At 52.4% G+C, this 25,092-nt stretch carries 20 protein-coding genes, 1 tRNA gene and 2 pseudogenes; 14 read left to right on the plus strand and 9 right to left on the minus strand.

The features are described 5' to 3' along the window. The first annotated feature begins 22 nt into the window (after positions 1 to 22). Complete coding sequence (locus tag DW083_RS13190; protein WP_122332680.1) at positions 23 to 1,288, plus strand: mechanosensitive ion channel family protein; 1,266 nt, start codon at positions 23 to 25, stop codon at positions 1,286 to 1,288. Between the two features lie 268 nt (positions 1,289 to 1,556). On the opposite strand, the gene DW083_RS13195 is transcribed toward DW083_RS13190, so the two are convergent. Continuing rightward, positions 1,557 to 1,631: transfer RNA gene (locus DW083_RS13195), tRNA-Pro, on the minus strand. Between the two features lie 407 nt (positions 1,632 to 2,038). Here DW083_RS13195 and DW083_RS13200 point away from each other — a divergent pair. Then, positions 2,039 to 2,476 (plus strand): recombinase family protein, encoded by a 438-nt coding sequence (locus DW083_RS13200; RefSeq protein WP_233552205.1) that lies wholly within the window; start codon positions 2,039 to 2,041, stop codon positions 2,474 to 2,476. A 72-nt stretch (positions 2,477 to 2,548) separates the two neighbouring features. On the opposite strand, the gene DW083_RS13205 is transcribed toward DW083_RS13200, so the two are convergent. Further along, entirely contained in the window at positions 2,549 to 3,076 is a 528-nt protein-coding gene (locus DW083_RS13205; protein WP_122332681.1) for a DJ-1/PfpI family protein, read from the minus strand. A gap of 166 nt (positions 3,077 to 3,242) precedes the next feature. On the opposite strand from DW083_RS13205, the gene DW083_RS13210 reads away from it, so the two are divergent. The 3 genes from DW083_RS13210 to DW083_RS13220 all read left to right on the plus strand — a co-directional run bounded on the left by DW083_RS13210 (position 3,243) and on the right by DW083_RS13220 (position 6,504). Continuing rightward, entirely contained in the window at positions 3,243 to 3,608 is a 366-nt protein-coding gene (locus DW083_RS13210) for a helix-turn-helix domain-containing protein (RefSeq protein ID WP_115501416.1), read from the plus strand. Positions 3,609 to 3,673: 65 nt separating this feature from the next. Next, complete coding sequence (gene rlmD, locus DW083_RS13215; RefSeq protein WP_122332682.1) at positions 3,674 to 5,098, plus strand: 23S rRNA (uracil(1939)-C(5))-methyltransferase RlmD; 1,425 nt, start codon at positions 3,674 to 3,676, stop codon at positions 5,096 to 5,098. A 14-nt stretch (positions 5,099 to 5,112) separates the two neighbouring features. Further along, the gene (locus tag DW083_RS13220; protein WP_122332683.1) at positions 5,113 to 6,504 is read left to right on the plus strand and encodes a transglycosylase SLT domain-containing protein; all 1,392 of its coding nucleotides are present in this window, start codon (positions 5,113 to 5,115) and stop codon (positions 6,502 to 6,504) included. A 111-nt stretch (positions 6,505 to 6,615) separates the two neighbouring features. Here DW083_RS13220 and DW083_RS13225 read toward each other — a convergent pair whose 3' ends face one another. The 6 genes from DW083_RS13225 to DW083_RS13250 are packed head-to-tail and all read right to left on the minus strand — an operon-like array spanning position 6,616 to position 10,370. After that, entirely contained in the window at positions 6,616 to 7,143 is a 528-nt protein-coding gene (locus tag DW083_RS13225; protein ID WP_122332684.1) for a sensor histidine kinase, read from the minus strand. Further along, positions 7,140 to 7,880 (minus strand): PHP domain-containing protein, encoded by a 741-nt coding sequence (locus DW083_RS13230; protein ID WP_122332685.1) that lies wholly within the window; start codon positions 7,878 to 7,880, stop codon positions 7,140 to 7,142. The genes DW083_RS13225 and DW083_RS13230 overlap by 4 nt, the downstream gene beginning before the upstream one ends. Further along, positions 7,877 to 8,215 carry a DRTGG domain-containing protein gene (locus DW083_RS13235; protein WP_122332686.1) on the minus strand — a complete coding sequence of 113 codons (339 nt, stop codon included), beginning with the start codon at positions 8,213 to 8,215 and terminating at the stop codon, positions 7,877 to 7,879. The genes DW083_RS13230 and DW083_RS13235 overlap by 4 nt, the downstream gene beginning before the upstream one ends. Further along, a complete protein-coding gene (locus tag DW083_RS13240) occupies positions 8,202 to 9,578 on the minus strand; it encodes a [Fe-Fe] hydrogenase large subunit C-terminal domain-containing protein (protein ID WP_122332687.1) in 1,377 nt (458 codons plus the stop codon). Before DW083_RS13240 ends, DW083_RS13235 begins: the two co-directional genes overlap by 14 nt. 3 nt (positions 9,579 to 9,581) lie before the next feature. After that, positions 9,582 to 10,007: an ATP-binding protein gene (locus DW083_RS13245; protein WP_115501292.1), complete on the minus strand. Its 426-nt coding sequence runs from the start codon at positions 10,005 to 10,007 to the stop codon at positions 9,582 to 9,584. A gap of 18 nt (positions 10,008 to 10,025) precedes the next feature. Beyond that, positions 10,026 to 10,370, minus strand: coding sequence for a hypothetical protein (locus tag DW083_RS13250; protein WP_115501291.1), 345 nt, complete (start codon positions 10,368 to 10,370; stop codon positions 10,026 to 10,028). A gap of 96 nt (positions 10,371 to 10,466) precedes the next feature. Here DW083_RS13250 and coaW point away from each other — a divergent pair, with 96 nt between their 5' ends. The 9 genes and pseudogenes from coaW to DW083_RS13295 all read left to right on the plus strand — a co-directional run bounded on the left by coaW (position 10,467) and on the right by DW083_RS13295 (position 23,835). Next, entirely contained in the window at positions 10,467 to 11,309 is an 843-nt protein-coding gene (gene coaW, locus DW083_RS13255; RefSeq protein WP_122332688.1) for a type II pantothenate kinase, read from the plus strand. Between the two features lie 233 nt (positions 11,310 to 11,542). Then, positions 11,543 to 12,916, plus strand: coding sequence for an aminopeptidase P family protein (locus tag DW083_RS13260; protein ID WP_122332689.1), 1,374 nt, complete (start codon positions 11,543 to 11,545; stop codon positions 12,914 to 12,916). Positions 12,917 to 12,920: 4 nt separating this feature from the next. Next, the gene (menD, locus tag DW083_RS13265; protein ID WP_122332690.1) at positions 12,921 to 14,603 is read left to right on the plus strand and encodes a 2-succinyl-5-enolpyruvyl-6-hydroxy-3-cyclohexene-1-carboxylic-acid synthase; all 1,683 of its coding nucleotides are present in this window, start codon (positions 12,921 to 12,923) and stop codon (positions 14,601 to 14,603) included. A 13-nt stretch (positions 14,604 to 14,616) separates the two neighbouring features. After that, positions 14,617 to 15,432, plus strand: coding sequence for a 1,4-dihydroxy-2-naphthoyl-CoA synthase (gene menB / locus DW083_RS13270; RefSeq protein ID WP_115501288.1), 816 nt, complete (start codon positions 14,617 to 14,619; stop codon positions 15,430 to 15,432). Between the two features lie 12 nt (positions 15,433 to 15,444). Beyond that, positions 15,445 to 16,476, plus strand: a complete 1,032-nt coding sequence (locus DW083_RS13275) for an o-succinylbenzoate synthase (RefSeq protein ID WP_122332691.1) — start codon at positions 15,445 to 15,447, stop codon at positions 16,474 to 16,476. Further along, a complete protein-coding gene (locus tag DW083_RS13280; RefSeq protein ID WP_122332692.1) occupies positions 16,473 to 17,465 on the plus strand; it encodes an AMP-binding protein in 993 nt (330 codons plus the stop codon). The genes DW083_RS13275 and DW083_RS13280 overlap by 4 nt, the downstream gene beginning before the upstream one ends. Positions 17,466 to 17,592: 127 nt before the next feature. Further along, positions 17,593 to 19,465: pseudogene (locus tag DW083_RS13285) on the plus strand (DUF3857 domain-containing protein). 153 nt (positions 19,466 to 19,618) lie between these two features. After that, positions 19,619 to 21,313: a DUF3857 domain-containing protein gene (locus DW083_RS13290; RefSeq protein WP_122332693.1), complete on the plus strand. Its 1,695-nt coding sequence runs from the start codon at positions 19,619 to 19,621 to the stop codon at positions 21,311 to 21,313. 24 nt (positions 21,314 to 21,337) lie between these two features. Next, positions 21,338 to 23,835: pseudogene (locus DW083_RS13295) on the plus strand (beta-N-acetylglucosaminidase domain-containing protein). 149 nt (positions 23,836 to 23,984) lie between these two features. On the opposite strand, the gene DW083_RS13305 reads toward DW083_RS13295, so the two are convergent. Then, positions 23,985 to 24,965: a Gfo/Idh/MocA family protein gene (locus tag DW083_RS13305; protein ID WP_122332695.1), complete on the minus strand. Its 981-nt coding sequence runs from the start codon at positions 24,963 to 24,965 to the stop codon at positions 23,985 to 23,987. Positions 24,966 to 25,092 lie beyond the last annotated feature (127 nt).

The raw sequence follows: 25,092 nt of genomic DNA on the forward strand, positions 1-25,092 counted from the left end.
ACCAAACAATAATAATTTATTTATGCACGCAATACAAGAATGGGTTAACAGTCATTTGATTGAATGGGGTATCATCAGCAGTTCGGCAACCGAGATAGACAACCTGATCATCCTTCTGCTCATAATCCTGGCAACAGTAGCTATCGACTATATCTGCCGTTACATCTTTCTGAATATGTTCAAACGTCTGGCGAAAAGGACACGTAACCAGTGGGACGACCTGATCGTTGAGCGCAAGATCATCAACAAGCTGATGCACATGATACCGGCCATACTGGTATATGCGCTGTTGCCGTTGGCTTTCCCGCCTGACGAAACGCCCAAGCTTCTGGGAATCCTGCAAATGATATGCCAGATTTATATTATTGCCGTTTCCCTGCGCTTCATCAACGCGTCCCTGAATGTCGTACACGAGATATACAACCGGAAAGAATCCCTCAAGAACAAACCGCTGAAAGGATTCATCCAACTGTTGCAGGTGGCAGTCTTCTTTATCGGCTTTATACTGATTATCAGCATCCTGATCGGGAAATCACCCACGACGCTATTTGCCGGATTAGGCGCTTCGGCAGCCATCCTGATGTTGGTATTCAAAGACACGATCCTGGGATTCGTTGCCGGCATACAACTATCGGCCAACGACATGCTCCGTCCGGGCGACTGGATCACAATGGCTAAATACGGTGCGGACGGAACAGTTATCGAAGTGACGCTTAATGCCGTCAAAGTAAAGAATTTCGACAACACCATCACGACTATCCCGCCCTATGCCTTGGTGAGCGACGCCTTCCAGAACTGGCGCGGCATGTCCGAATCTCCCGGACGACGGATCAAGCGCTCCATCAATATCGACATGAACAGTGTTTGTTTCTGTACCCCGGAGATGCTGTCTAAATTCCGCAAGATATCTTTGCTGACAGACTATATCGATGAAAAGGAAAAAGAGCTGAAAGCATACAACGAAGAGCACCATATCGATGCTTCCATCCTGATCAACGGACGGAGGCAGACCAATATCGGCGTCTTCCGGGCCTATCTGGTAAACTACTTGAGAAGCCTGCCCGCAGTAAGCAAAGAACTGACCTGCATGGTCCGCCAGTTGCAACCGACCGAAACAGGTATTCCCATCGAACTGTATTTCTTCTCTTCCATAAAAGAGTGGGTCTTGTACGAAGGCATTCAGGCCGACGTGTTCGACCATGTGATGGCCGTTATCCCGGAATTCGGTCTAAGCGTATTCCAGAACGTATCGGGCAGCGACCTGCGCAGCCTGAAAGTTCCCCAATAGGCATTCGGATTACCAGCAGCATCCTCACGGGTTAGTTGTGCCGTAGAGGAACGGATAACCCGGCGAACGGAGTGTCTCATACGGAATGCCTTGTACCTATGCACTTCTCCGCTATTCATGTCACAGCTGTAAAACAAAAGAAATCCAACTGTAACATAGAAGGTAGACAGCCGTGACATGAAAAGAATACGGTTGTGACATACAATAGAAGAAAGCGATTATATACAAAAAGCGAGCTGATATAAATTATATCAGCTCGCTTTTTGTGTCGGGGTACCAAGATTCGAACTTGGGACCCCCTGCTCCCAAAGCAGGTGCGCTAACCGGACTGCGCTACACCCCGTTTTTTGCAACCCCTTTATTTTCGATTGCGGTGCAAAGGTACGTATTTATTTTTAACTACCAAATATTTCATTGTCTTTTTTATTTGCGTACATTCGCAACAGAATAGGAGATGATTACAGCAACATGTATACCACCTTTATTAATTTTAGAATGAACATATTACAAACCAATCTGTTATATACCATAAGGTAAAACAAAAATTTAATAATTAAGAAATATGACAATCGCTTATATACGTACATATTCTAATAAACAACAAACAGAGAGTCAAAAAAATGCAATCGAACAATTTGCTAAAGCAAAAAAAATTAAGATTGATAAGTGGTTGAAAGATGCTAAAAATCTCCGAAGGGGAAAAACAAGCTCGAAGACGTAATAAAAAATCTGCAGGAAGGAGATATCCTCATTGTTTCCGACGTCACTCGCCTTAGCCGGAAATTGATGGAGATAATGCATTTAATATTATTATGTATAGAGAAAAAAGTAACGCTTTACTGCATCAAGGAAGGATATTCGTTTGAAGATAACGTAGACAGCAAAACGCTTGCCTTTACATTCGGGCTTGTCTCCGAAATAGAAAGCAAACTTATCTCCGCCCGGACAAAAGAAGCATTGACGGCCAGCAAAAACAGCGGAACAAAATTAGGACGCCCATTGGGAAGCCCCAAAACAGAATTTCTTCTCTCCCAGAAAAGCCGGATTGAAAGAGAACTGAAAGAAGAAAATGCTACATACGCCGAACTGGCTGACTACTATAAAGTATCTTTGAGCGGCTTCAAACGTTTCGTTCGGGAAAACATCCCGGATGTACCTTCAAGAAGAAAGAAAAAGAATATTGAATAAACATAGAACAAGGACGATACTAAACATAGATAACTCGAGTAGTATCGTCCTTTTTTCACAGTAATTCCATTCTTATTTCAGAGCTGCAAGCACTTGTGGCATCATCGTCCAGACACTGTTTTCGTCTTGGGCTGTATAAATGTTTCCATCTATTTCCGATTTATTGTCTGTCGCCTTTCCTTTCCGGATTGCCGGCTTTGCAAGCGGATGAACAGCAACGGTCTTCCCATCAACAGCACCTGCCATATCAAAAAGCATGGCAGCCGCACAATGTCCAATCATGATTTTACCTTTCTGACCGAATGCAGCAATGACAGCCATCAAATCCTGGTTGTAAGCCTCACCAGCATATTGTGCAAACTGCGGGATCGCATCGCCACAGGAAAAGACCATTGTATCAAACTCATCTTCATGTCCTTTCAGGTTTGCAATGACATCGTCTGCAAACAAGGTGATACCCGAGTTGGTTTTGATCTCCTTTGTGTTGCTGACTGCAAACACTTTGTAAGATATACCATTTTCAAAAAACGCTTCCAGATACTGGAATAAACCAAATCCGTTTACCGGATTCACTGCCAAAACAGCTACTTTCTTTGCCATGATAATAATAATTTTAGTGATACAATAGTTCTTTTTCGTAACTTTATTACTTTTGTACAGCAAAGATAAGTAGTCTGATTCGGTAAAACAAGAAGGCACCTCTGAATAAGCTACTTACATCGATGTAACCATTGTTGATATACAAGACACTACATACAAGAAAAATATGAAAGATTTTCATCCTACCGGAACTTGTCCCATCCGGGACATCTTGTGCAGGCTCGGCGACAAGTGGTCGATGCTTGTCATGATCACGCTGAACACGAATGGGACAATGCGTTTCAGCGATATCCAAAAGACAATCTCCGACATCTCTCAGCGTATGCTGACCGTAACGCTGCGGACATTGGAGACCGACGGACTTGTTTCGAGGACAGTCTATGCCGAAGTGCCTCCCCGCGTAGAATACCAGCTGACGGAAACAGGCAAAACCCTGATGCCTCACATCGAAAATCTTGTCGGATGGGCATTGGAACACATGACGGATATATTCGACAACCGGAAAAAAACAGAACGGCAGCAACCGGCATAAGTCACGAGAGCCGTTTTCTTTCATTTTTTATCTTTATCTTTGCGCCAAACTAATAATTAATCATCTTGGCAAGAAATAAGAAACAGTTGCCTTTATTAGAAAAGGTAACGATAACAGATGTAGCCGCAGAAGGAAAGGCTATCGCGAGGGTTAACGACATGGTGGTATTTGTACCTTTCGTCGCACCCGGAGACGTCATTGACATACAATTGACACGCAAGAAACATAGTTACGCAGAAGGAAAAGCGATGCATTTCCATGAATATTCCCCCCAACGGGCAGTGCCGTTCTGCGAACATTTCGGTGTATGCGGCGGCTGTAAATGGCAACACCTTCCGTATGAGGAACAGATACGTTATAAACACAAACAGGTAATCGACAACCTGACGCGCATCGGCAAGATCGAGATGGAAGAAGTCCTTCCGATCAAGGGTTCCAAACATACGACCTTCTACCGCAACAAACTCGAATTTACCTTCTCCAACAAGAAATGGCTGACGGAAGAAGAGGTGAAAACCGGCGCCAAGTTCGATTGTATGAATGCCGTCGGATTCCACATTCCCGGTATGTTCGATAAGGTGCTCGATATTCACAAGTGCTGGCTACAGAATGAGATTTCCAACCGCATCCGTTTGGCTGTCAAAGATTACTGTCTGACGCACGAGGGCTATCCGTTCTTCGACCTCCGCAACCAGGAGGGGTTTGTCCGTACGCTGATGATCCGCACTGCTTCGACGGGCGACCTGATGGTCGTGCTGGTATTCTTCTACGAGGATACGGAACGCCGTGAAGCGCTCCTCTCCTACGTGGCCGAGCAATTCCCGGAGATCACTTCGTTGATGTATGTGATCAATGAAAAATGCAACGATACGATTACCGACCAGGAAGTAATTGTCTTTCGTGGAAAGGATCATATCATTGAAGAGATGGAGGGACTTCAGTTCAAGGTCGGCCCGAAATCATTCTACCAGACCAACAGCGAGCAGGCTTACGAGCTGTATAAAGTTGCACGCGAGTTTGCCGGATTGACCGGCAATGAGATGGTTTACGACCTCTACACCGGAACCGGAACAATCGCCAACTTCGTCTCCCGCCAGGCAAAGAAAGTGATCGGCATCGAATACGTGCCCGAAGCGATTGAAGACGCCAAGGTTAATTCGGCACTGAATAAGATCGAGAATACATTGTTCTATGCCGGTGATATGAAGGATATCCTGACACAGGACTTCATCAACCAACACGGCCGTCCGGATGTTATTATCACAGACCCGCCCCGTGCCGGTATGCATGACGACGTGATCAACACGATCCTCTTTGCCGAACCGGAACGTATCGTCTACGTAAGCTGCAACCCGGCGACACAGGCACGCGACCTGAGCCTGCTCAGCGTGAAATATGCTGTCAAGAAGGTTCAGCCGGTGGATATGTTCCCACATACGCATCATGTGGAGAATGTTGTGCTGTTGGAGAAATTAAAAAGTAAGAATTAATAAGTAAGAAAGAAATGAATAAGGTTGTCCTTCTGTTTTTTGCGACGCTGTTGCTGTCGGGCTGTAATCGTGCCGGGCAGCAAGAGAGGCAGGAGGATGATGTTACGATCGACCTGCCGCAACTCAAGGCGCAGGGCGAGATAACCGCCGTCACGCTCTACAGTTCGACCTCCTATTTCCAGTACAAGATGCAACCGATGGGTTACGAATACGAACTGATCAAGGACTTTGCCCGCTCGGAAGGATTGAAGCTGAATATGAAAGTAGCCGAAAGCCCGGCGCGGCTGATCGAGATGCTGGAAGCAGGCGAAGCCGACGTCGTGGCTTATCCGATCCAGATCAGTAACCAGCTGAAAGACCAGGTGATCTACTGTGGCCGGGAGGAACAGGACAGCCAGGTGCTTATCCAGCGTGCCATCAAAGGCGACAAGGTGATTACCGACGTAACGGAATTGCTTGGAAAAGAGGTCTACGTAAAGCCGGGCACTCGTTATTACGAACGGCTGAAGAATCTGGATGAGGAATTGGGCGGCGGTATTCATATCCACGAAGTAACTGCCGATACGGTGACAACGGAAGACCTCATCAGTATGGTTTCACAGGGAGAAATCCCCTACACCGTGAGCGACGAGAATATTGCCCGCCTGAACAAGACCTATTTCTGGAACCTGAACGTCTCCTTAAAGATCAGTTTCCTGCAACGCTCTTCGTGGGTAGTTCGCAAAAGCAGTCCCAAACTGGCTAAGGCGATCGACGACTGGGCGTCCGACAAGGCGGGGACACATGTCTACAAGGCATTGATCAAACGCTACTTCGAACTCAGCAAACAACCCATCACAGCCGAACTGCCGGAGGTCAAGAACGGCCATATCTCCCCTTACGACGACCTCTTCCGCAAACATGCCAAGAACATCGGTTGGGACTGGCAGTTGTTGGCCTCCATCGGTTACCAGGAATCCCGTTTCAATCCGGATGTCGTCTCATGGGCCGGCGCAGAGGGATTGATGGGGATTATGCCGAACACGGCCAAGGCATTAGGCGTAACGCCTCATGAACTGAAAGAGCCGGATACGGGCATCCGTACGGGTGTGGATTGCCTGCGCCGCTTCCGCCAGGGTTTCGGGAAGGTGACAGACCCGGTCGAGAAGATCAAGTTTACGTTGGCTTCCTACAATGCCGGCATCGGGCATATCTACGACGCACAGCGGTTGGCAGAGAAGTATGGCAAGAATCCATATGTCTGGGATGACAACGTGGCCGAATATATCCGCCTGAAGAACGATCCGGAATACTACAATGATCCGGTCTGCAAGCACGGTTACCTGCGTGGCTCGGAAACCTTCAATTATGTGCGCGAGGTGATGGAACGTTACCACTATTACTTGGGCAAAACGAAGGGAAAATAAGAGATCCGTATTGCTCCCAAGTAATCGTACCCGATTACACCTAACTAATCGCATCCGATTACTTACCACTAATCGCACCCGATTGCTTCTAAGTAATCGTACCCGATTAGTTCAGCCCCCGATATTCTCCTTTATCATTTCCTTTATAAGCAACATTACTTTCGGGTGGCTAAGCGGAATGCCGTCCAGGATTTCCATGATCTCACCGGTGCTGACGGAGAAGTCCGCATCGTCCGACTGATATTCGAAAGAGACGTTGACCGTCGGATTGCCCGTAATCAGCATCGCAACTGTCCCCGGCAGGTCGCCCCAGGGCGGACAGTCGATATTGTCCGAACGGAAACGGGCCGTTACCTCCGTCCCCTTTCCCGGCTCGGAAGTGATCGTGACAGAGCCGCCCGTCTGCTCGGCGTTCTGGATCAGGAAAGGGATGCCGAGGCCCACTTTACGCGTCGTCCGCGTGGTGTAGAACGGGTTGGTGACGCGGGCTAATGTCTCGCGGTCCATCCCGCAGCCGTTGTCGGTGATGCGGATAATGATCTCGCCGTTTCCTACATATATATATAATTGTACTTCCGAAGCGTTCGCCCGGATGCTGTTCGCGGTAATATCGGTGATATGGAAAGATAGATTATTCATGCTGTCTGAATCGTGTGGCCGTTTTCCCCACGGAAAGCCATTGCCAGATGCCGGAAGGTGAGCGCATCGGCTTTCAGCAGGGCGTATTTTGTGCCGATCTGCCCGGGGTAATGCGCATCGGAGGCGGCGTAGCGGACATAGCGGCCGAGATATGTATGAAGGGCGGCAAGCTGTTCGTATCGCCCCCGGTCGTTATACTCGATGGCATCCAGCGGCAAGGAAGGATCGATAAACCCCAACTGACTGATCAGGCTGAACGAAGGGCGTTCCACATGCGCCGCAACGAACAGCCCGTCCAGCCGCCGGACCTCCGCCGCAATCTGTTCCACACGCTGGTCGAGAGCGGAAATGAGCAGATAGGGGGCTTCGCCAAGTATCTCGCCCTGGCTGTTCACCCAGACTTGGTCGCCAAAGCGTTCGGGATCGTTCGGGACGGGCGGCAGGTGGGCGTCGAGATATTCCTGGAAGGCGGCACGGGCCTCATCATCGGCGAAGAGGGCGACGCAATGCGCCTCCTCGCGGGTGGTGACTTCGGCTCCGGCAAAGACCGTCAATCCCCTCTCCTTTCCCAACGCCTGGATGGCGGGACATTGCAGCGTGCTGTTATGGTCCGTGATGGCGATTGCGTCCAGGCCCTGCGCAAGGGCGGTGTCCACAATCAGCTCCGGACTCATCTCTAAGCTTCCACAGGGCGAAAGGCAGGTATGGATATGCAAGTCTACCCGGTATTCGTTCATGCCTTGTGCAACAGTTGATAGATTCTGCCGTTTGCCTCGAATGCAGAAAGCGTAGTCCCCAACAACGGGACATCCTCTTCTTTCCCTTTTGCCAACGTCTCTTCGTCCGGCACGGCCCCGTTTACAATCAGGACGGCGGCGGCATCTTTCAGCGTGGCGACAGCCAGGATATTCTGGTGGGTCTGCATCGTAATCCAGAGCATCCCTTCCTCCATATGTCCCATTACATCACTCAGCAGATCGCTGGTGTAGCCGCCGGATATCTCCGCAGCTAACCCGGCCTCGCCGCAAAACACCGTCAACCCCAACTCACGTACTAAATCACTGACCTTCATATTTAGCTCCTTTCTTATAACAATCTTTATTCAGACGATCCTTCCCCCAGGTCTTTTCGATCAGGCGGAAGGCATGTTCCTTATCCAACTTCCCGTGCTTTTCCATGTTGCGCTGCATGAAGACACAACTGCTGAACTGGGCTTCATGGCGAACAATGTCCTCTGCCAACGCCTGGCAGTTAGGCGAACCGCAGGCGCCGCAGTCGATGCCCGGCAGGTAACACATCAGCTTGCGCACCTGCTCCATCTTGCTCAATACTTCCTCGATATTGCCTTCAAACTTCAACTTCGGGTTAGGTTCGAGCGGTCGGATCGTGATGTGTTGCTTCAGGTAAGCCAACGCCTCTATCCGGTCGGAATAGATCAGCGGCGCCTTGTCGCGCTTCATCGAACGCTTCATAACCCGCTCGGCCGTCAGGAAACGGTTGGCCACGGCCAGCACGCCGCCGGCACAACTACGGTCGCAGGCGCGAAGTTCGAGGAAGTCCACGTTGCGCACTTCGGTCGTCGTCTCCATCCGTTCCAGAAATTCGATGACGTTATGAATCTCGTCGATCGCCAGGCAGCGGCCGGAGAATTGTTTGGCTTCGCCCCCGGTCTGGCTCCAACGCATTTCCTTCTTGGTCAATGCCGGCGGGAGGACGCATTCCGGCTTATAGTCTTTCGGGCGGTTCTTCAGGATATGATATACCTTATTATATAGGGTGTCCATATTGATCACGCCTTTGATCGTGGACGAATAGCCTTCCGCCCCTTTCAACGCAGCGATCTTCGCGGCACAGGGCGTCACGTAGAAGATACCGATCTCGTCGGAGAGGAAGCCGTCTTCTTCCAATACCTTATGATAATAAGTGGCCGTCGCGTTGACCGGCGACTTGACCAGCAGGATATTATCGACCAACGCCGGGAAGCGCACCTGTATCAGCCGGACGATAGCCGGACAGAAAGAGCTGATCACGGGCTTTTCCTCCGCCTGCTCCATCTGCCGGAGCATCTCGCGGTGGATCATATCCGCCGTAAACTCGACCTGATAGACGTGCGTAAAGCCTAACTCGTAGAGCGCACTGAAGATTTCCTCCTCTGTCTTATACTTGGAGAACTGCCCGATAAAGACCGTCGGGACCAGTACGACACGGGCTTTGTAATCGAATATCTTCTGAAAGTCGTCCTGCTCCACGTAGATCGCTTCCGTCGGACAGGCTTTCAGGCATTCGCCGCAGTCCACACACCAATCCTTGCGGATGGAGGCTTTCCCGTCGCGGATGCGGACGGCTCCCGTCGGGCACTTTGTCATGCAGTGGGTGCAGCCAACGCAGCGCTCCTCCTCTATCTTTAATGCGTGATAAAACTTTGTCTCTTCCATGGCTTAGTTGTTTTTCATGGCGAAATAGGTCAGCATACGAACGGTCGTGCCTTTCCCTACTTTGCTTTCTATCGTTAACTCGTCTACATTCTTCTTCATATTGGGCAGTCCCATTCCGGCACCGAATCCCATTTCACGTACGGCGGGCGACGCCGTGGAATAGCCTTCCTGCATCGCCTGGTCGATATCGGGGATGCCGGGCCCTTCGTCCTGCAACAGGAGGCCGATCTTGTCTGCATCGATATCCGCCTGCACCGTCCCGCGCCAGGCGTGGGCCACCACGTTGACTTCGGCTTCGTACAAGGCGACCACCACCCGTTTGATCACGCGCGGGTCGACAGACAATTGCTTCAACACTTTCTTTATCTGGCTTGAAGCATAGCCGGCTTTCGAGAAGTTTCCTCCTTCCAGTTCAAATCTGAATTGCATATCCGCACCTCCTTCGTTTTAATAGACCGGCAGAAGACCGCGACTATACAGTTCACCCACTGCGTGGTACATGGAATGGTCCGTCTCCATCAGGATCATATCGTTCTCCGCCGCCAGTTGCAGCATGTCCGGTGTGATCTTCTTTCCCCGCACGAACAGGATGCAGGGAATATCCGCCATCTCTGCCGTCCGTATCGTCTGCGTATTGCACAAACCGGTGACGAGAAGCACGTCGCTACAGTCCGTCGTCAGGACGTCACTCATCAAATCGCTGGCGAAAGCGCATTGCACCTCATAATCCTCCCGGTCGCCTCCACAGACGACTGTCGCGTCGGTAAGTGCTTTTATCTGCCGTATCTTCATACTATATAAAGGTTATATTTGCCGGGACAATGTAAGAAATAGTTATAACTTTGCAAGCGAAAAGAAGCAGAAACTTTACATTAAATTCGTAATAATATGGGTGTAGTAATCGGTATTGATGTGGGAGGCAGCACGACTAAGATCGTCGGGATAGAAAACGAGGCTATTAAATCGCCTATGTTCGTCAAGGCGACCGATCCGGTCACGTCACTGTTCGGCGCATTCGGCAAATACATCTACGACAACGGGATCACGCTGTCCGAAATAGAAATGGTGATGCTGACCGGCGTGGGAAGCGCCTATATAGACCAACCGCTATACGGCCTGCCGACAGCCAAGGCCGACGAGTTTATGGCGAACGGCCTCGGCGCCCGATACGCCATCCCGCAGGAAAACCTGATCGTGGTGAGCATGGGCACCGGCACTTCCTTCGTGAAGGTGGAAGGACAGCAGATCCGGCATATCGGCGGACTCGGTGTCGGAGGCGGAACCCTGCTGGGCTTGTCGCGCCTGCTCCTGAAGACACAAGACATTCATCTGATTGCCGAAATGGCGCAAAAGGGGACGCTGACCAACATCGACCTCCAGATACAGGACATCTGCAACAGGCCACTGCCGGACCTGCCGCTGGATGCCACGGCTTCCAACTTCGGAAAGGCGGACGGCAATGCGTCGCCCGAAGACATCGCATCCGGCATTATCCACATGGTCCTGCAATCCATCGGCCAGGCAGCCTTCTTAGCGTCTCTGAACAGTTCGATCAAAGACTTCGTGCTGATCGGCAACCTGACGCAACTGCCCCAATGCAAGGAGGTCTTTCCGAAGATGGAAAAAATGTACGGCGTCCGTTTCCTGATCCCCAAGTATTCGGAATACCGGACAGCTATAGGCGCCGCCCTGACTTATATCAACCGGTCGACAATCTATCCGGTCAAGTAAAAAAACGGCTCGGCATCCGTGAAAAGTTTCACGGCAGGGAACTAAAGTTTCTTCCCGATGGAACTAAAGTTTCCCCGGCATGAAACTTTAGTTTCAAAGGTAGGGACACCTTGAAACTATTTAAGGAATTTTTAGATAGAAGCAGGGACGCCTGTAAAAATAATAGGACCCTGTTAGGTAGGGATGACAATTTATGCCTATCTTTGGTAGCATTAAACCAAATTTATAATATCATGTTTGCAAAAGAAACTTATATCGCCCGCAGGGCTAAATTGAAACAAACGATAGGTTCCGGCCTGCTGTTGTTTCTGGGTAACGACGAGTCCGGTATGAATTATGCCGATAACACATATCACTTCCGCCAGGACTCCACTTTTCTGTATTTCTTCGGACTCCCCTACGCCGGGCTGTCCGCCATTATCGATATAGACAACAACCGCGAGATTATCTTCGGAGACGAGCTCACCATCGACGCGATCGTATGGATGGGCACGCAACCGACACTGAAAGAGAAGAGCGAAGCGGCCGGTATCACTGAAGTGCGTCCGTTCAAGGAGATCGAAGCTTACCTGAAGAATGCACAGCAGAAAGGCCAGCCGGTTCATTACCTGCCGACTTACCGTGCCGAGCATCAAATCAAGCTGTTCCAATGGTTAGGCGTTGTTCCGGGAGCTGAAAAGCCATCCGTTCCGTTCATCATGGGCGTTGTCAACCAGCGTAATTATAAGAGCGAAGAAGAGATTGCCGAGATTGAGAAAGCATGTATCGTGACTGCCGACATGCACTTAGCTGCCATGCGTACCGTTCGTCCGGGTATCCGCGAATGTGAAGTGGCCGCCGCTGTTGCGGAAGTGGCTTACGCTAACAACTACGAGCTCTCCTTCCCGATCATTGCGACGATCAACGGACAGACGTTGCACAACCATGACCACAGTAATATGATCAAGAGCGGCGATATGCTGCTGCTTGACGCCGGTGCCGAAACGGAAATGGGATATGCCGGCGATATGTCGTCCACGATTCCGGCAGATTCCAAGTTTACTACCCGCCAACGCGAGATTTACGATATCCAAGTGGCATCTCATGAAGCAGCCGTTGCAGCTTTGCGTCCAGGCGTTCCTTTCGTCGACGTCTATGAACTATCCTGCAAGGTGATTATGGAAGGCCTCAAAGACCTGGGCTTCGTTAAGGGCGACCCGATGGAAGCGGTGAAAGCCGGTGCCCATGCGATGTTTATGCCTTGCGGACTGGGCCACATGATGGGACTGGATGTCCACGACATGGAAAACTTAGGCGAAGTATATGTCGGCTATGACGGCCAGCCCAAGAGCACGGAGTTCGGCCGCAAGTCTTTACGCCTGGGCCGCAAGCTCGAACCGGGCTTTGTCCTGACGATCGAACCGGGTGTCTATTTCATCCCTGAACTGATGGACTTGTGGAGAAGCCAGAACAAGTTTACAGAGTTTATCAACTACGAAAAGCTGTTTACTTACAAAGACTTCGGCGGCATCCGCAACGAAGAGGACTATCTGATCACAGAGAATGGGGCCCGCCTGTTAGGTAAGAAGATTCCTATTCATGCAGAAGATGTGGAAGCGCTAAGATAAGTTTATGTATTCAGACAAGAAAAACATCCAGCAGCTCGTAGCGCTGCTCATCGAGCATAACATTAAGAAAATAGTTTTGTGTCCCGGTAGCCGCAACTCGCCTATCGTGCACACGCTTGCCAACCATCCGTTTTTCTCCTGTTATCCGGTGACGGACGAACGGAGTGCGTCGTTCTTTGCCCTCGGGTTAGCGTTACATGGCGGACAGCCGGCAGCCATCTGTTGTACATCGGGCAGTGCGCTGCTGAACATCCATCCGGCTGTGTCGGAAGCTTTCTACCAGCAAGTGCCGCTGGTCGTGATCTCGGCTGACCGTCCCGGCGCGTGGATCGGGCAGATGGACGGGCAGACGCTTCCGCAACCGGGTGTTTTCGGCTCGCTGGTCAAGAAATCCGTCAACCTGCCGGAGATACATACCGACGAAGACGAGTGGTATTGCAACCGCCTGATCAACGAAGCCTTGCTCGAACTCAACCATCACGGGAAAGGACCGGTACACATCAATGTACCGGTTTCCGAGCCCCTGTTCCGTTTCACGGCAGAGGAGCTGCCCAAGGTGCGCATCATCACCCGCTACCAGGGGCTGAATGTCTACGACCGTGAGTACGGCGGACTGATCGAGCGGCTGAACAACTACAACCGCCGCATGATCATCGCCGGACAGATGAGCCTAATCTATCTCTTCGAAAAGAAAATCTCCAAACTGCTCTATAAGCATTTCGCCTGGCTGACGGAACATACCGGAAACAAGACTGTTCCGGGCATACCGGTAAAGAACTTCGACGCAGCCCTCTACGCCTTGCCGGAGGAGACGCAGGAGAAGATGGTGCCGGATCTGGTGATTACCTATGGCGGACATATCGTGTCGAAGCGTCTCAAGCAATTCCTGCGCAAACATCCGCCCCGTGAACACTGGCACGTCTCGCTCGACGGCGAAGTGGCAGACCTCTACGGCTCGCTGACGACGGTGATCGAGATGGACCCGTTCGAGTTCCTCGAGAAGATCGCCTACCTGTTGGAGAACCGGACGACGGAGTTCCCGCGCGTTTGGGAAAACAACACCCGGAACCTGCCGGAACCGGAGTTCGCCTATTCGGAGATGGCGGCTATCGGAGCGCTGATCAAGTCGCTCCCCACACCAGCTGCGCTGCATTTGGGGAACAGTTCGACCGTACGTTATGCACAGCTTTATGCGCTTCCGGAAGAGGTCGAAGTCTGTTGCAACCGCGGGACAAGTGGTATCGAAGGATCGCTTTCGACTGCCATCGGCTACTCCGTCTGCTCGGACAAGTTGAACTTTGTGGTGCTCGGCGACCTGAGTTTCTTCTATGACATGAATGCCCTCTGGAACGTCAACTACGGATGTAACCTGCGCATCCTCCTGCTCAACAACGGAGGGGGCGAAATATTCCAAGCCTTACCCGGTCTGAAGATGGAGGACAAGACACACCGCTTTGTGACGGCCACGCACAAGACTTCCGCCAAAGGTTGGGCCGAAGAACGAGGCTTTGCCTACTTCCCCGTGCACAACGCCGAAGAACTAACGGAAGTCATGACAACCTTCACACAGCCTACACCTTACAGCCAACCGATGTTGATGGAGGTATTCACGGATGCGGCGGAAGATGTACGGTTGCTCAAAGAGTATTATCATCAACTAAAACAACAAAAAGCAAACAATTCATAATTCATAATTCGTAATGAGAGAATGGACAACAATCAAAGAATATGAAGATATCCTATTCGATTTCTACAACGGGATTGCCCGTATAACTATCAACCGCGAACGCTATCGCAACGCTTTCACTCCGACTACGACAACGGAGATGAGCGATGCTTTGTATATCTGCCGCGAACGCCCCGATATTAACGTAATCGTGCTAACAGGCGCCGGCGACACAGCCTTCTGTGCCGGAGGTGATATGAACGTGAAAGGCCATGGCGGTTATATCGGCAAAGACGGCGTAGCCCGCCTGAATGTGCTCGATGTGCAGAAGCAGATACGCTCGATCCCGAAGCCGGTGATTGCGGCGGTAAACGGTTTTGCCATCGGAGGCGGCCATGTGCTGCACGTAGTCTGCGACCTGACGATCGCTTCTGAAAACGCGATCTTCGGACAGACCGGACCTCGTGTAGGTAGCTTCGATGCCGGATTCGGTTCTTCTTACCTGGCCCGTATCGTCGGACAGAAGAAGGCGCGCGAAATCTGGTTCCTCTGCCGCAAATACAATGCGCAGGAAGCACTCGACATGGGATTGGTAAACAAAGTCGTACCCTTGGATAAGCTCGAAGACGAATATGTCGGCTGGGCCGAAGAGATGATGCTGCTCAGCCCGCTCGCCCTCCGCATGATCAAAGCCGGCCTCAACGCCGAACTGGACGGGCAAGCCGGAATCCAGGAGCTTGCCGGCGACGCCACCATGCTCTATTACATGACCGACGAAGCCCAGGAAGGCGGCAAAGCCTTCCTCGAAAAACGCCGTCCCCGCTTCGAGGATTATCCTAAATTTCCGTAAGCCGAATACATTATGCACTACAAATTAGAAGTCTACCCCAGAGATCTGCATTTCAAGAAACCGGCAGGCACTTCACGCGGGACTTACACGACACGGAAAAGCTGGTTCCTGATGCTAAGTTCCAAAGATGCTCCCGAACGCTGGGGGTGCGGAGAGTGCGCTCCACTGCCCAATCTTAGCTGTGACGATATTCCCGAATACGAAGAGGTGCTGGCAAAAGCCTGCCAGCAATTCACCAATACAGGCCAAATCGACATCGAAGGACTGCGTAACTATCCTTCGATCCTGTTCGGAATGGAAACAGCCTTACTGCAATTCGAGGCGAATAGCTTTGCCTTGTGGGACACGCCTTTCTCACGGGGTGAAACGGGTATTCCTATAAACGGGCTGATCTGGATGGGGAGCTATAAAGAAATGACGGAACAGGTGGCTGAGAAGATCGAGACTGGTTACCGTTGCATCAAACTGAAGATCGGGGCGATCGACTTCGAAAAGGAACTGAACATCCTGCGTATCATCCGAGAACAGTTCTCCGCCCGCGACATCGAGCTGCGTGTCGATGCCAATGGTGCTTTCTCGCCCAACGAGGCAATGGAGAAACTGGACCGCCTGGCCAAATTCGACCTGCACTCGATCGAGCAGCCGATCCGTGCCGGACAATGGGACGATATGGCACAGTTAGCAGCCACCTCACCGATTCCGATCGCCCTCGATGAAGAGCTGATCGGCTGTAACACGCCGGAGAAAAAGAAGGAACTGCTCTCCTACATCCGTCCGCAATACATCGTCCTGAAACCCTCCCTGCACGGCGGCCTATATGGCGGCAGCGAATGGCTAAAGGAGGCGGAAGAGCAACAGATCGGCTGGTGGATTACCTCCGCACTGGAGTCGAATATCGGCTTGAACGCTATCGCACAATGGTGTGCCACGTTCAACAACCCGTTGCCACAGGGCTTAGGCACCGGGGCACTTTTCACCGACAATATCGACGCACCACTGGAGCTTCGGGACAACCGCCTCTGGTTTATCCCCGAAAGCAAATGATCAGAGACGACCTCGACCTGTTCCTGTCCGAATGGCATAACGACTCGCCCGTGCTGGAAGTGCAAACTTCCGGCTCGACGGGTACGCCCAAGCGGATCACGGTTCGCAAGGAGCAGATGGAAAACAGCGCCCGCCTGACCTGTGACTACCTTGGACTGCGGCAAGGCGACAAGGCGTTGCTTTGCATGCCCCTTCGGTATATTGCGGGTAAGATGATGGTCGTCCGTTCACTGGTTGCCGGGCTCGACCTGGTGGTGCGCGAACCTTCCGGACATCCGATGCAGGATGTAGAGACACCACTCCGCTTTGCCGCCATGATCCCGCTGCAAGTCTATAATACGCTACAGGTGCCGGAAGAGCGAGAACGCCTCTGCCGCACCGATATCCTGATCGTAGGCGGCGGCTCCATCAACCGCGAACTGGAAAAGGAAATACAGGCATTGCCCAACCAGGTCTATTCCACCTACGGGATGACGGAAACCCTTTCCCACATCGCCCTCCGCAGGCTGAACGGGCCGGATGCATCTCCTTATTATACGCCATTCCCTTCTGTCAGCCTCTTACTCTCGGCAGACAACACATTGGTCATAAACGCCCCGCTTGTCACAGACGAAACACTCGTCACCAACGACGTCGCCGAACTCCTCCCGGACAGCCGTTTCTGCATCCTGGGGCGGAAAGACAACATCATCAACAGCGGCGGCATAAAAATACAGATAGAAAGCGTCGAGGAGGCTTTGCGTCCCGTTATTTCTACTAACTTTGCAATCACATCGGTCCCGGACCCGAAATTCGGAGAGGCGGTCGTCCTGCTGGTCGAAGAAACAGAGCCAGCGAGGAAGTTCCTCGCCGATACACTTGAAACAATACCCAAATACCAGCGCCCGAAACACGTCCTGCAGGTCGAAACGATCCCCCTCACAGGCAGTGGAAAGATCGACCGGGCCGCCTGCCGGAAGTTGGCTATACAATTGACAATGGATAATTGACAATGGACAATTAATAAACACTATAAAACATGAAGCACCTATCTATCTTAGCATCCGCCCTTCTCTTAGGCGCTGCGTCCACATACGGACAAGCCAGGAGAGTTGCCGGTTTGCACCCGATCCGACTCTGCAGAAGCCGGAATTATATGCAGGCTACGACTGTGTAAGCCTGCTGGACAGTACCGCCGTGACCGTGCAGCCGACCGGCTCCGGCTCATTCGCCGTCTGTAAAATCATCAAAGTGATGAACACTCGCGGAGCCGTCGCCAACCGCATTCTCAAATACGATTACGACCCGTTGACGGCACACGCCGAGTTCCACCGCGTCACGATCTACAAAGCCAACGGCGACGTGGTCAATCTCGACATCACCCAACAACAGGACTATGCCGCTCCCGCCCGTGCCATTTACTGGGGAGCCCGCCAGATCATGATGGAAGTAGGCCGCCTCGACCCGGGCGACATCATCGACTATCAGATCGACAAGAAAGGTTTCACCTACGCCCTGCTTGCGGATGCCGGCGACGACGAATCCCGTTTCATCCCGCCCATGCGCGGACAGTTCTACGACATCGTCCCCTTCTGGGCAACCGAACCGACCGTCCGCAAAGTATATAAGGTAAACATCCCGATGGAAAAAGAGATGCAGTTCCAGTTCTACCAGGGTGAATGCACCTCTTCCATGCGCTACGAAGACGGCCGGAAAGCCTATACCTTCGTCAGCACAGACATCATGCCTACCCGTCGCGAGCCGAACATGGTCGACCTCTTCGACGCCGCACCCAAGCTGATGATGTCCTCCACCCCGCGCTGGCAGGACAAATCCCTTTGGTTTAACAAGGTGAACGAAGACTACGGCAGCTTCGACGCCATTCCCGAAGCCCAGAAGAAAGTGGACGAACTGATCCGGGGCAAGAAGACCGAGATGGAAAAGATCGCCGTCCTCACCCACTGGGTTGCCGACAACATCCGCTACTCCGGCATCTCGATGGGTAAAGGCGAAGGTTACACGCTGCATAACCTGAAGATGAACTATACGGACCGTTGCGGCGTCTGCAAAGATATCGCCGGCACCCTGATCGCCTTCCTCCGCATGGCAGCTTCGAAGCCTATCCGGCCATGACGATGGCAGGTAGCCGTGTGGAAAGTATTCCGGCCGACCACTTCAACCATTGCGTGGCCGTCGTGAAGCTATCCAGCGGGACCTATATGCCGCTCGACCCAACCTGGGTACCCTTCTGCCGCGAACTCTGGAGCAGCGCCGAACAACAGCAGAACTACCTGCCGGGCGTCCCCGAAGGTTCCGACCTCTGCCTCACCCCGGTTTCCGCTCCCGAGAACCACTACGTACGCATCAAGGCGGACAACAAGCTCGATGCCAAGGGCACGCTGACCGGACAGTTCACCATTACCGCCGAGGACAGTCGGACAGCAACATCCGCCGTATCTTCACCGGTGGCTGGCAGACGCAGTGGCAGAGCGCATTGGAGGCACAGCTTCTCGCCGTCTCTCCCAAAGCCCGCCTGATCAGTGTTGACTATGGCAAAGACCCGAAGAACTACCAGGCCGCCCCGATCAAGATGACGTTCCGTTATGAGATCCCTGGATATGCCCTTCCCGGAGAAGGGGAAATGCTGTTCAAACCGATGGTGATGAATAATCTTTACAACCAGGTAAAAAGCTACCTCCGTATCGATACCGACCTGGAAGAACGCCAATATGGTTTCAAGGACGCCTGTTCCCGCCTGGTCGAATTGGACGAAACGATCCAGCTCCCCGCCGGATACAAGCTGGTTAGCGAGGCTAAGGAAGACAGTAAACAGAGCAACGCCGCCGACTTCGAAGGCTATGTCCGCCAAGGAGACGGTAAAGTAGTGCTTCATCAGAAGCTGGCCCTGAAGAAACGCGTTTACGAGGCCGGCGACTGGGATGGTTTCCGCAACGCCGTCAATGCGCATAAGGCGTTCGGCAATTATCTGGTGATAAAACAAGGGAACTGATTGCTTAGAAGTAATCGCACCCGATTAGTCCTAAGTAATCGCATACGATTATACCTAACCAATCGCACCCGATTACTGGTAAGTAATCGCATCCTCCCACAAAAGGGAGAATAACAGAACAAAGAAGATAGATTATTAAAGCAATAGATTACAATGATACATAACAAACATAAACTCGCCCTCCTCCTCTGTCTCCTGTTAGTGACAGTCACCGCGTTCGGCGCCCCGGAGGCAGAATACAAGAAGTTGGAAAAGACCTGGACGCTCCACTCCAACGGCAGCCAGGAGTTCCGTTGCAACATGGAACTGACACTCTTCACCCACACCGCCATGAACGGCACATACGGAGAGAGCTTCATCGTCTACAACCCGCAATACCAGGAGCTGAAGATTAATTCTTCATACACCCGGCAGAAAGACGGTACCGTCATCAAGACGCCGGACAATGCTTTCGTGGAAGTCCTTCCCCGCAATGCAGCCGACGCTCCGGCCTATAACCACCTGAAAGAAATGGTGGTTGTCCACACCGGATTAGAGCTGGGCGCAACGATCTATCTCGACTACACAGTCACTTCCAAGCCGGGCTACCTGCCGGAGGTGGATGTATTCGAAACCCTGCTCCAGTCCTCCCCCGTCAAGGAATACAGGCTTACGATCGTAACGCCAGCCGACAAAGAGTTAGCCTTCACATTGGCCGGCAACAAGACGAAACCGTCCGTCACGCTCTCCAACGGGATGCGTACGACAGCCTGGACTTTGCGCAACCTTCCGGCTGCCTCCCGTGCACCGTTCGTTTCGGTTGCCAATGGCGATGTGCCCTTCCTTGCGGCTACGACCTATGCGACTGAAGGCGATGCACTGGCCACCCTGTTCAAACAGTTCAACCCCGTCGGCGACATGCAGCTCACGACCCTGGCCGAAAGCCTCACAGAAGGCATCACCAAGGATGAAGACAAGCTGAAAGCAATCCTCGAATACACCACCAATCACATCGCCAACAACACGCTGACGCTCGAGCAGACCGGTTACCGCCTGCGCCCCGCCTACGAAATCGTAAACACAGCCTACGGGACGGAGGCCGAGAAAGCCAACCTGCTCGCCGGCTTGCTCAGCGGCGCAGGGTTCAAAGCCGAACCAATGGCAACCTATCAGGCACACGCCGACAAGGGCTTGGCACTGAAAGCGATCGACCAGCTGTTTGTATCCTGCATGGTGAACGGAGACTTATATGTATTCTCCACTTATTCCACCCGTCGCCCACAGACGGTGAACTTCGACCGGACACCGCTCTTCAGCCTGACGGACGGAAAGCCTGTCGCTATCGCTGTCCCTAAGGACTATCAGATCAAGAGCGACATCGCCCTGACATTCAAAGACGGCAAGGTGGTAACATCCACAAAAGAATCCATAGGCAATGCACTGATGCCCTACTTCACGACAGGCAACAGCGAAAGCAACAACACGGCGCCCCTGAAAGTGCAGAACGGATATGCGACAATCGTATTGCCGGATGCCGCCTACGGCTTCTCACACTTGGGTTACGGATACCTGAACAGCCAGCGGAAAGAGAACATCCTGTTGCCCCGCCAGGTAAATGAGGTTTACACCTACACCGTCGAATGTCCCGACAACATGGAGTTGCGCACCCCGGAAGCCAACCGGACGATCCGTAACGCCGCCGGTAGCCTCACCCTGTCTGTCAAGAAGAGCGGCAAGACAGCAACCGTCACCCGCAGCCTCGAACTCAGCAAACAACTCTATACCCCTGCCGAATACACCGCCCTGCGCCAGCTCCTGACGGAGTGGAGCGACGTGAATGGGAAGACGTTGTTGTTCGAGGTTCACTAATTAAACACTTAAAATTACCCCAATATGAAACTACTAAATCTAACCGCCGCCCTCCTGTTAGGAGGTGCGCTGCAAGCACAAAACCCGTTGCCGGTCATCCACCCGCAACCGCAGGAGGTTACACTGTCGACCAACCGCCTGAATGCGCCTCATGGCTTTGCCCTCTCCGGGATCAAGGACCCGGACACGGATGCCATGCGGTTGATCAGAGAAACGTTGACTGTCACTGACAAGCCCGATGCCCTGCCCCTCAAGATCACAATGACAGAGGGGCAAGCACCGGAGTTGAAACGATCCGGCGCTTATCGCTTGATTGTCACTCCTACGGAAGTCTCCATTGCCGCCTCAGACAGCCGCGGTCTCTTCTATGCCGCCCAAACCCTGAGACAATTGGTTCAGACAGATAAACAGGGAAATCAGACACTGCCGATATGCACCATCATCGACTATCCCGACGTTGCTTTCCGTGGTACCGTCGAAGGCTTCTACGGCGATCCCTGGAGCCATGCCGACCGTATCGAGCAGCTCCGCTTCTACGGCAAGATGAAGATGAACACCTACATCTACGGCCCGAAGGACGATCCTTACCACAGCTCTCCCAACTGGCGCAAGCCCTATCCGGAGAAGGAGGCCGCCCAGATCAAGGACCTGGTGAAGGAAGCTGCCGCCAACAAAGTGGACTTCGTTTGGGCCATCCACCCGGGATTAGACATCCAGTGGACGGACGAAGACCGGATGAACGTCCTGAATAAGTTCGGCATGATGTACGACCTCGGCGTCCGTTCCTTCGCCGTCTTCTTCGACGACATATCAGGCGAAGGGGCCAAGGCCGACAAGCAAGCCGACCTGCTCAACTTCCTGCAAAAGGAGTTTATCGAGAAGAAGGAAAGGGTAAGCCCCCTTATCATGTGCCCGACGGAATACAACCGTGCCTGGGCGGGAAGCGACTATCTGGACGTATTGGGCCGGACGCTCGATCCCGCCATCCATGTGATGTGGACAGGCAACAGCGTCATCCACGACATCACCCTCGAAGGGCAGGAATGGGTGAACAAACGTATCCAACGCCCGTCATACGTATGGTGGAACTTCCCGGTAAGCGACTACTGCCGCGACCACCTGCTGATGGGACCTTCCTATGGACTTGACCCGGAGGCCGTACACGCCATGTCGGGCTTCGTTGCCAACCCGATGGAACGGGCGGAAGCCTCGAAGGTGGCCCTCTTCGGTGTCGCTGACTATGCCTGGAACATGAAAGCCTACAATCCGGAGAGCAACTTCACCGATGCCTGCCGCTTCATCCTGCCCGAAGCACCGGAAGCCTTCCGCACCTTCTGTGAGAACAACTGCGACCCGGGACCTAACGGCCACCGCTATCGCCGGGATGAATCCGTCCGCTACGCCGGAGATGCTGAAACATTCCTACGCGACTTCCGCCGGCACAACTATAATGCCGACGCCTCCGACCGGATGAACCAGTTGTTTGCCGAGATCACTGCAGCCCCTGCCGCTATCGAAACAAGCAGCAACAAGGCGCTGATAGATGAGATAAAACCCTGGCTGATGCAATTCCATCTGTTGGGCAAGGCCGGCCAGACCGCTCTTGCCGTTGCCTCGGCCGGACAAGGTGAGGATCGTGCCGCCACCTGGCAAACCTATCTCTCCCTCACCTCCCTGCTCGATAGTATGCGCACCATCGACCGGACATACAATCAGAATCCCTATCAGAAGGGAGTGAAGACAGGCTCACGTGTCCTGACCCCGTTTGTACAGGAAATCTATTTACAGACAGGCCGTAACCTGCTGTTCCCCGATCAAGCAGACCAGGCCACAGCGCAAATGAGCAAAGCCTCCATCCTGACGGATATCGAACAATTGAAATACCAGCCGTTGAAAGAGAGTGCAGACCAGATCGGCTACAACCGTCTGAACGAAGTGCTCCGTATCGAGCCGGGACAATCCTTCGGCCTTGCCTGGGAATTGCAGAAGGAGGCGACCTCATTCAGCTTCAGCCTGCCGAAGAGTGAAAATAGCGGACGCCTATTCGAATGGTCCGCCAACGGAAAGACATGGACAGCTATCACCAGCATTCCTGCCGACCAACCCCGTTTCAGCTGGAGCAGATCGCACCGGAAGCCCGCTACATCCGTATGCGTAACACGACGGACAAGCAGATGCAAATCTATCTCTACGACTTTACAGTGACGACGAAGGAAGATACTTCTATCGATCCCGCCCGCCTGATGTACGACAAGAACCTGGAGTCAGCCAATACACTGCCAGCCGGTTCACGTATTGCTATCGACAATGGCAAAGGCGGTTCACTCGAACTCTACCTGTCCGGCTCATCATGCAGCCGTGTCGTAGTGGAAGGGACTCCGCTGAAAGGGAAAACCAAACAGGTTCTCTATTCCGGCCCGGCAGGTTACATCAAGCTGGACAAGGAAGCATTGGAGAAGGTAAAGAAAATAGAATTATGTAATGAGGGATCGGACGACGTCCGCATACATGAGGTTATTTAACGTAAGAGGGGGGTGTAAAATTGCCTCGTTCCCGCGCTTGACGCGGGATCGCATTAGAACCGGCAGTATAAACAACTGATTGATCAGGCCTGTTCTTTTGCGACCCCGCGTCAAGCGCGGGGACAAGGATATTTTACACCCCCTCCTTATCATTCATCCGCAGGGAACCGTACCCCCCACTCCGACCTGAGATCATCCAGCATCCGCATGACACGCAAGGTTTCGCTATGCGGCATATAAGGCGTTTCGATCTTTCCCTCACGGATGGCATCGATCGATGCCTGCACCTGATATTCGAAGCCTGTTATCTGCGGTGGACAAGTATAGCAGGCCACCTCCTCATGGTTAATCGAATAAACGACTGCCTGTTGCGGGTTATTGATATTATCGACAATGATGTAGCCGTTATCCCCGGAGATTACCCCCTGCCGGTCATTCGCACAGAAAGCTGTCATTTGCAGGACAGCCATCCGGTGGTTCTTATAGACAAACGTAATACTGTTTTGCAAATCCACGCCCGTCTCCCCTTTCACGCAAGCCGAGGTAATCCCCGTAATCTCCGTACCAAAAAGCATCATGGCAAAATTGATCGGATAGACACCGATGTCCAGCAAAGCGCCCCCGCATAGGTCCGGCCTGGCAATGCGTTCCTTCTCTGCAATCGGATAACCGATGTTGGCGGTCAGCATCATCACCCGTCCGATCGTCCCGTTGTCCACCAGCTCACGAAGCGTCGCGGAGAAAGGCATATAACGTGTCCAGATCGCCTCTGTCAGGAAAACCTGTTTCTCTTCCGATAGCCGGATCAGCAACTCCGCTTCCCGGGCATTGGCCGTAAAAGCTTTCTCCAACAAAACAGGTTTGCCCTTCCCAATGCACATCCGGGCATGCTCGAAATGGAAGGAATGGGGAGTGGCGATATAAATCAACTGTACTTCCGGATCATCCGCCAGTTCTTCATACGACCCGTAAGCCCGCGTAAAACCCCATTCACGTGCGAAACTTTCGGCATTCCCGAAGTTACGTGAGGCTACGGCATACGGTTCTACCCCTTCCATATCGCGCAATGTATGCGCCATCTTACGGGCAATATGCCCGGCTCCAATTATTCCGACTTTAAAGTTTTCCATAACATACTATCCATTTATTAGCTGGTAAATATACAAAAAAGTAAACTATAGTATTGTCATGGGACACAGATTACACGGATAAAACAGATCCGTGGCCATCCACCTAATCAGTGTTATCAGTGTTCCA

Origin of the sequence: Parabacteroides sp. AF48-14 (genome assembly GCF_003477465.1) — a bacterium.
GTDB classification, from domain to species: domain Bacteria; phylum Bacteroidota; class Bacteroidia; order Bacteroidales; family Tannerellaceae; genus Parabacteroides; species Parabacteroides acidifaciens.

Excerpts from the sequence above, each read along its gene's own strand:
- DW083_RS13190 (WP_122332680.1), top strand. The coding sequence starts at position 23 with ATGCACGCAATACAAGAATGGGTTAACAGTCATTTGATTGAATGGGGT.
- DW083_RS13205 (WP_122332681.1), bottom strand. The coding sequence starts at position 3,076 with ATGGCAAAGAAAGTAGCTGTTTTGGCAGTGAATCCGGTAAACGGATTT.
- DW083_RS13210 (WP_115501416.1), top strand. The coding sequence starts at position 3,243 with ATGAAAGATTTTCATCCTACCGGAACTTGTCCCATCCGGGACATCTTG.
- DW083_RS13220 (WP_122332683.1), top strand. The coding sequence starts at position 5,113 with ATGAATAAGGTTGTCCTTCTGTTTTTTGCGACGCTGTTGCTGTCGGGC.
- DW083_RS13225 (WP_122332684.1), bottom strand. The coding sequence starts at position 7,143 with ATGAATAATCTATCTTTCCATATCACCGATATTACCGCGAACAGCATC.
- DW083_RS13230 (WP_122332685.1), bottom strand. The coding sequence starts at position 7,880 with ATGAACGAATACCGGGTAGACTTGCATATCCATACCTGCCTTTCGCCC.
- DW083_RS13235 (WP_122332686.1), bottom strand. The coding sequence starts at position 8,215 with ATGAAGGTCAGTGATTTAGTACGTGAGTTGGGGTTGACGGTGTTTTGC.
- DW083_RS13240 (WP_122332687.1), bottom strand. The coding sequence starts at position 9,578 with ATGGAAGAGACAAAGTTTTATCACGCATTAAAGATAGAGGAGGAGCGC.
- DW083_RS13245 (WP_115501292.1), bottom strand. The coding sequence starts at position 10,007 with ATGCAATTCAGATTTGAACTGGAAGGAGGAAACTTCTCGAAAGCCGGC.
- DW083_RS13250 (WP_115501291.1), bottom strand. The coding sequence starts at position 10,370 with ATGAAGATACGGCAGATAAAAGCACTTACCGACGCGACAGTCGTCTGT.
- coaW (WP_122332688.1), top strand. The coding sequence starts at position 10,467 with ATGGGTGTAGTAATCGGTATTGATGTGGGAGGCAGCACGACTAAGATC.
- DW083_RS13260 (WP_122332689.1), top strand. The coding sequence starts at position 11,543 with ATGTTTGCAAAAGAAACTTATATCGCCCGCAGGGCTAAATTGAAACAA.
- menD (WP_122332690.1), top strand. The coding sequence starts at position 12,921 with ATGTATTCAGACAAGAAAAACATCCAGCAGCTCGTAGCGCTGCTCATC.
- menB (WP_115501288.1), top strand. The coding sequence starts at position 14,617 with ATGAGAGAATGGACAACAATCAAAGAATATGAAGATATCCTATTCGAT.
- DW083_RS13275 (WP_122332691.1), top strand. The coding sequence starts at position 15,445 with ATGCACTACAAATTAGAAGTCTACCCCAGAGATCTGCATTTCAAGAAA.
- DW083_RS13280 (WP_122332692.1), top strand. The coding sequence starts at position 16,473 with ATGATCAGAGACGACCTCGACCTGTTCCTGTCCGAATGGCATAACGAC.
- DW083_RS13290 (WP_122332693.1), top strand. The coding sequence starts at position 19,619 with ATGATACATAACAAACATAAACTCGCCCTCCTCCTCTGTCTCCTGTTA.
- DW083_RS13305 (WP_122332695.1), bottom strand. The coding sequence starts at position 24,965 with ATGGAAAACTTTAAAGTCGGAATAATTGGAGCCGGGCATATTGCCCGT.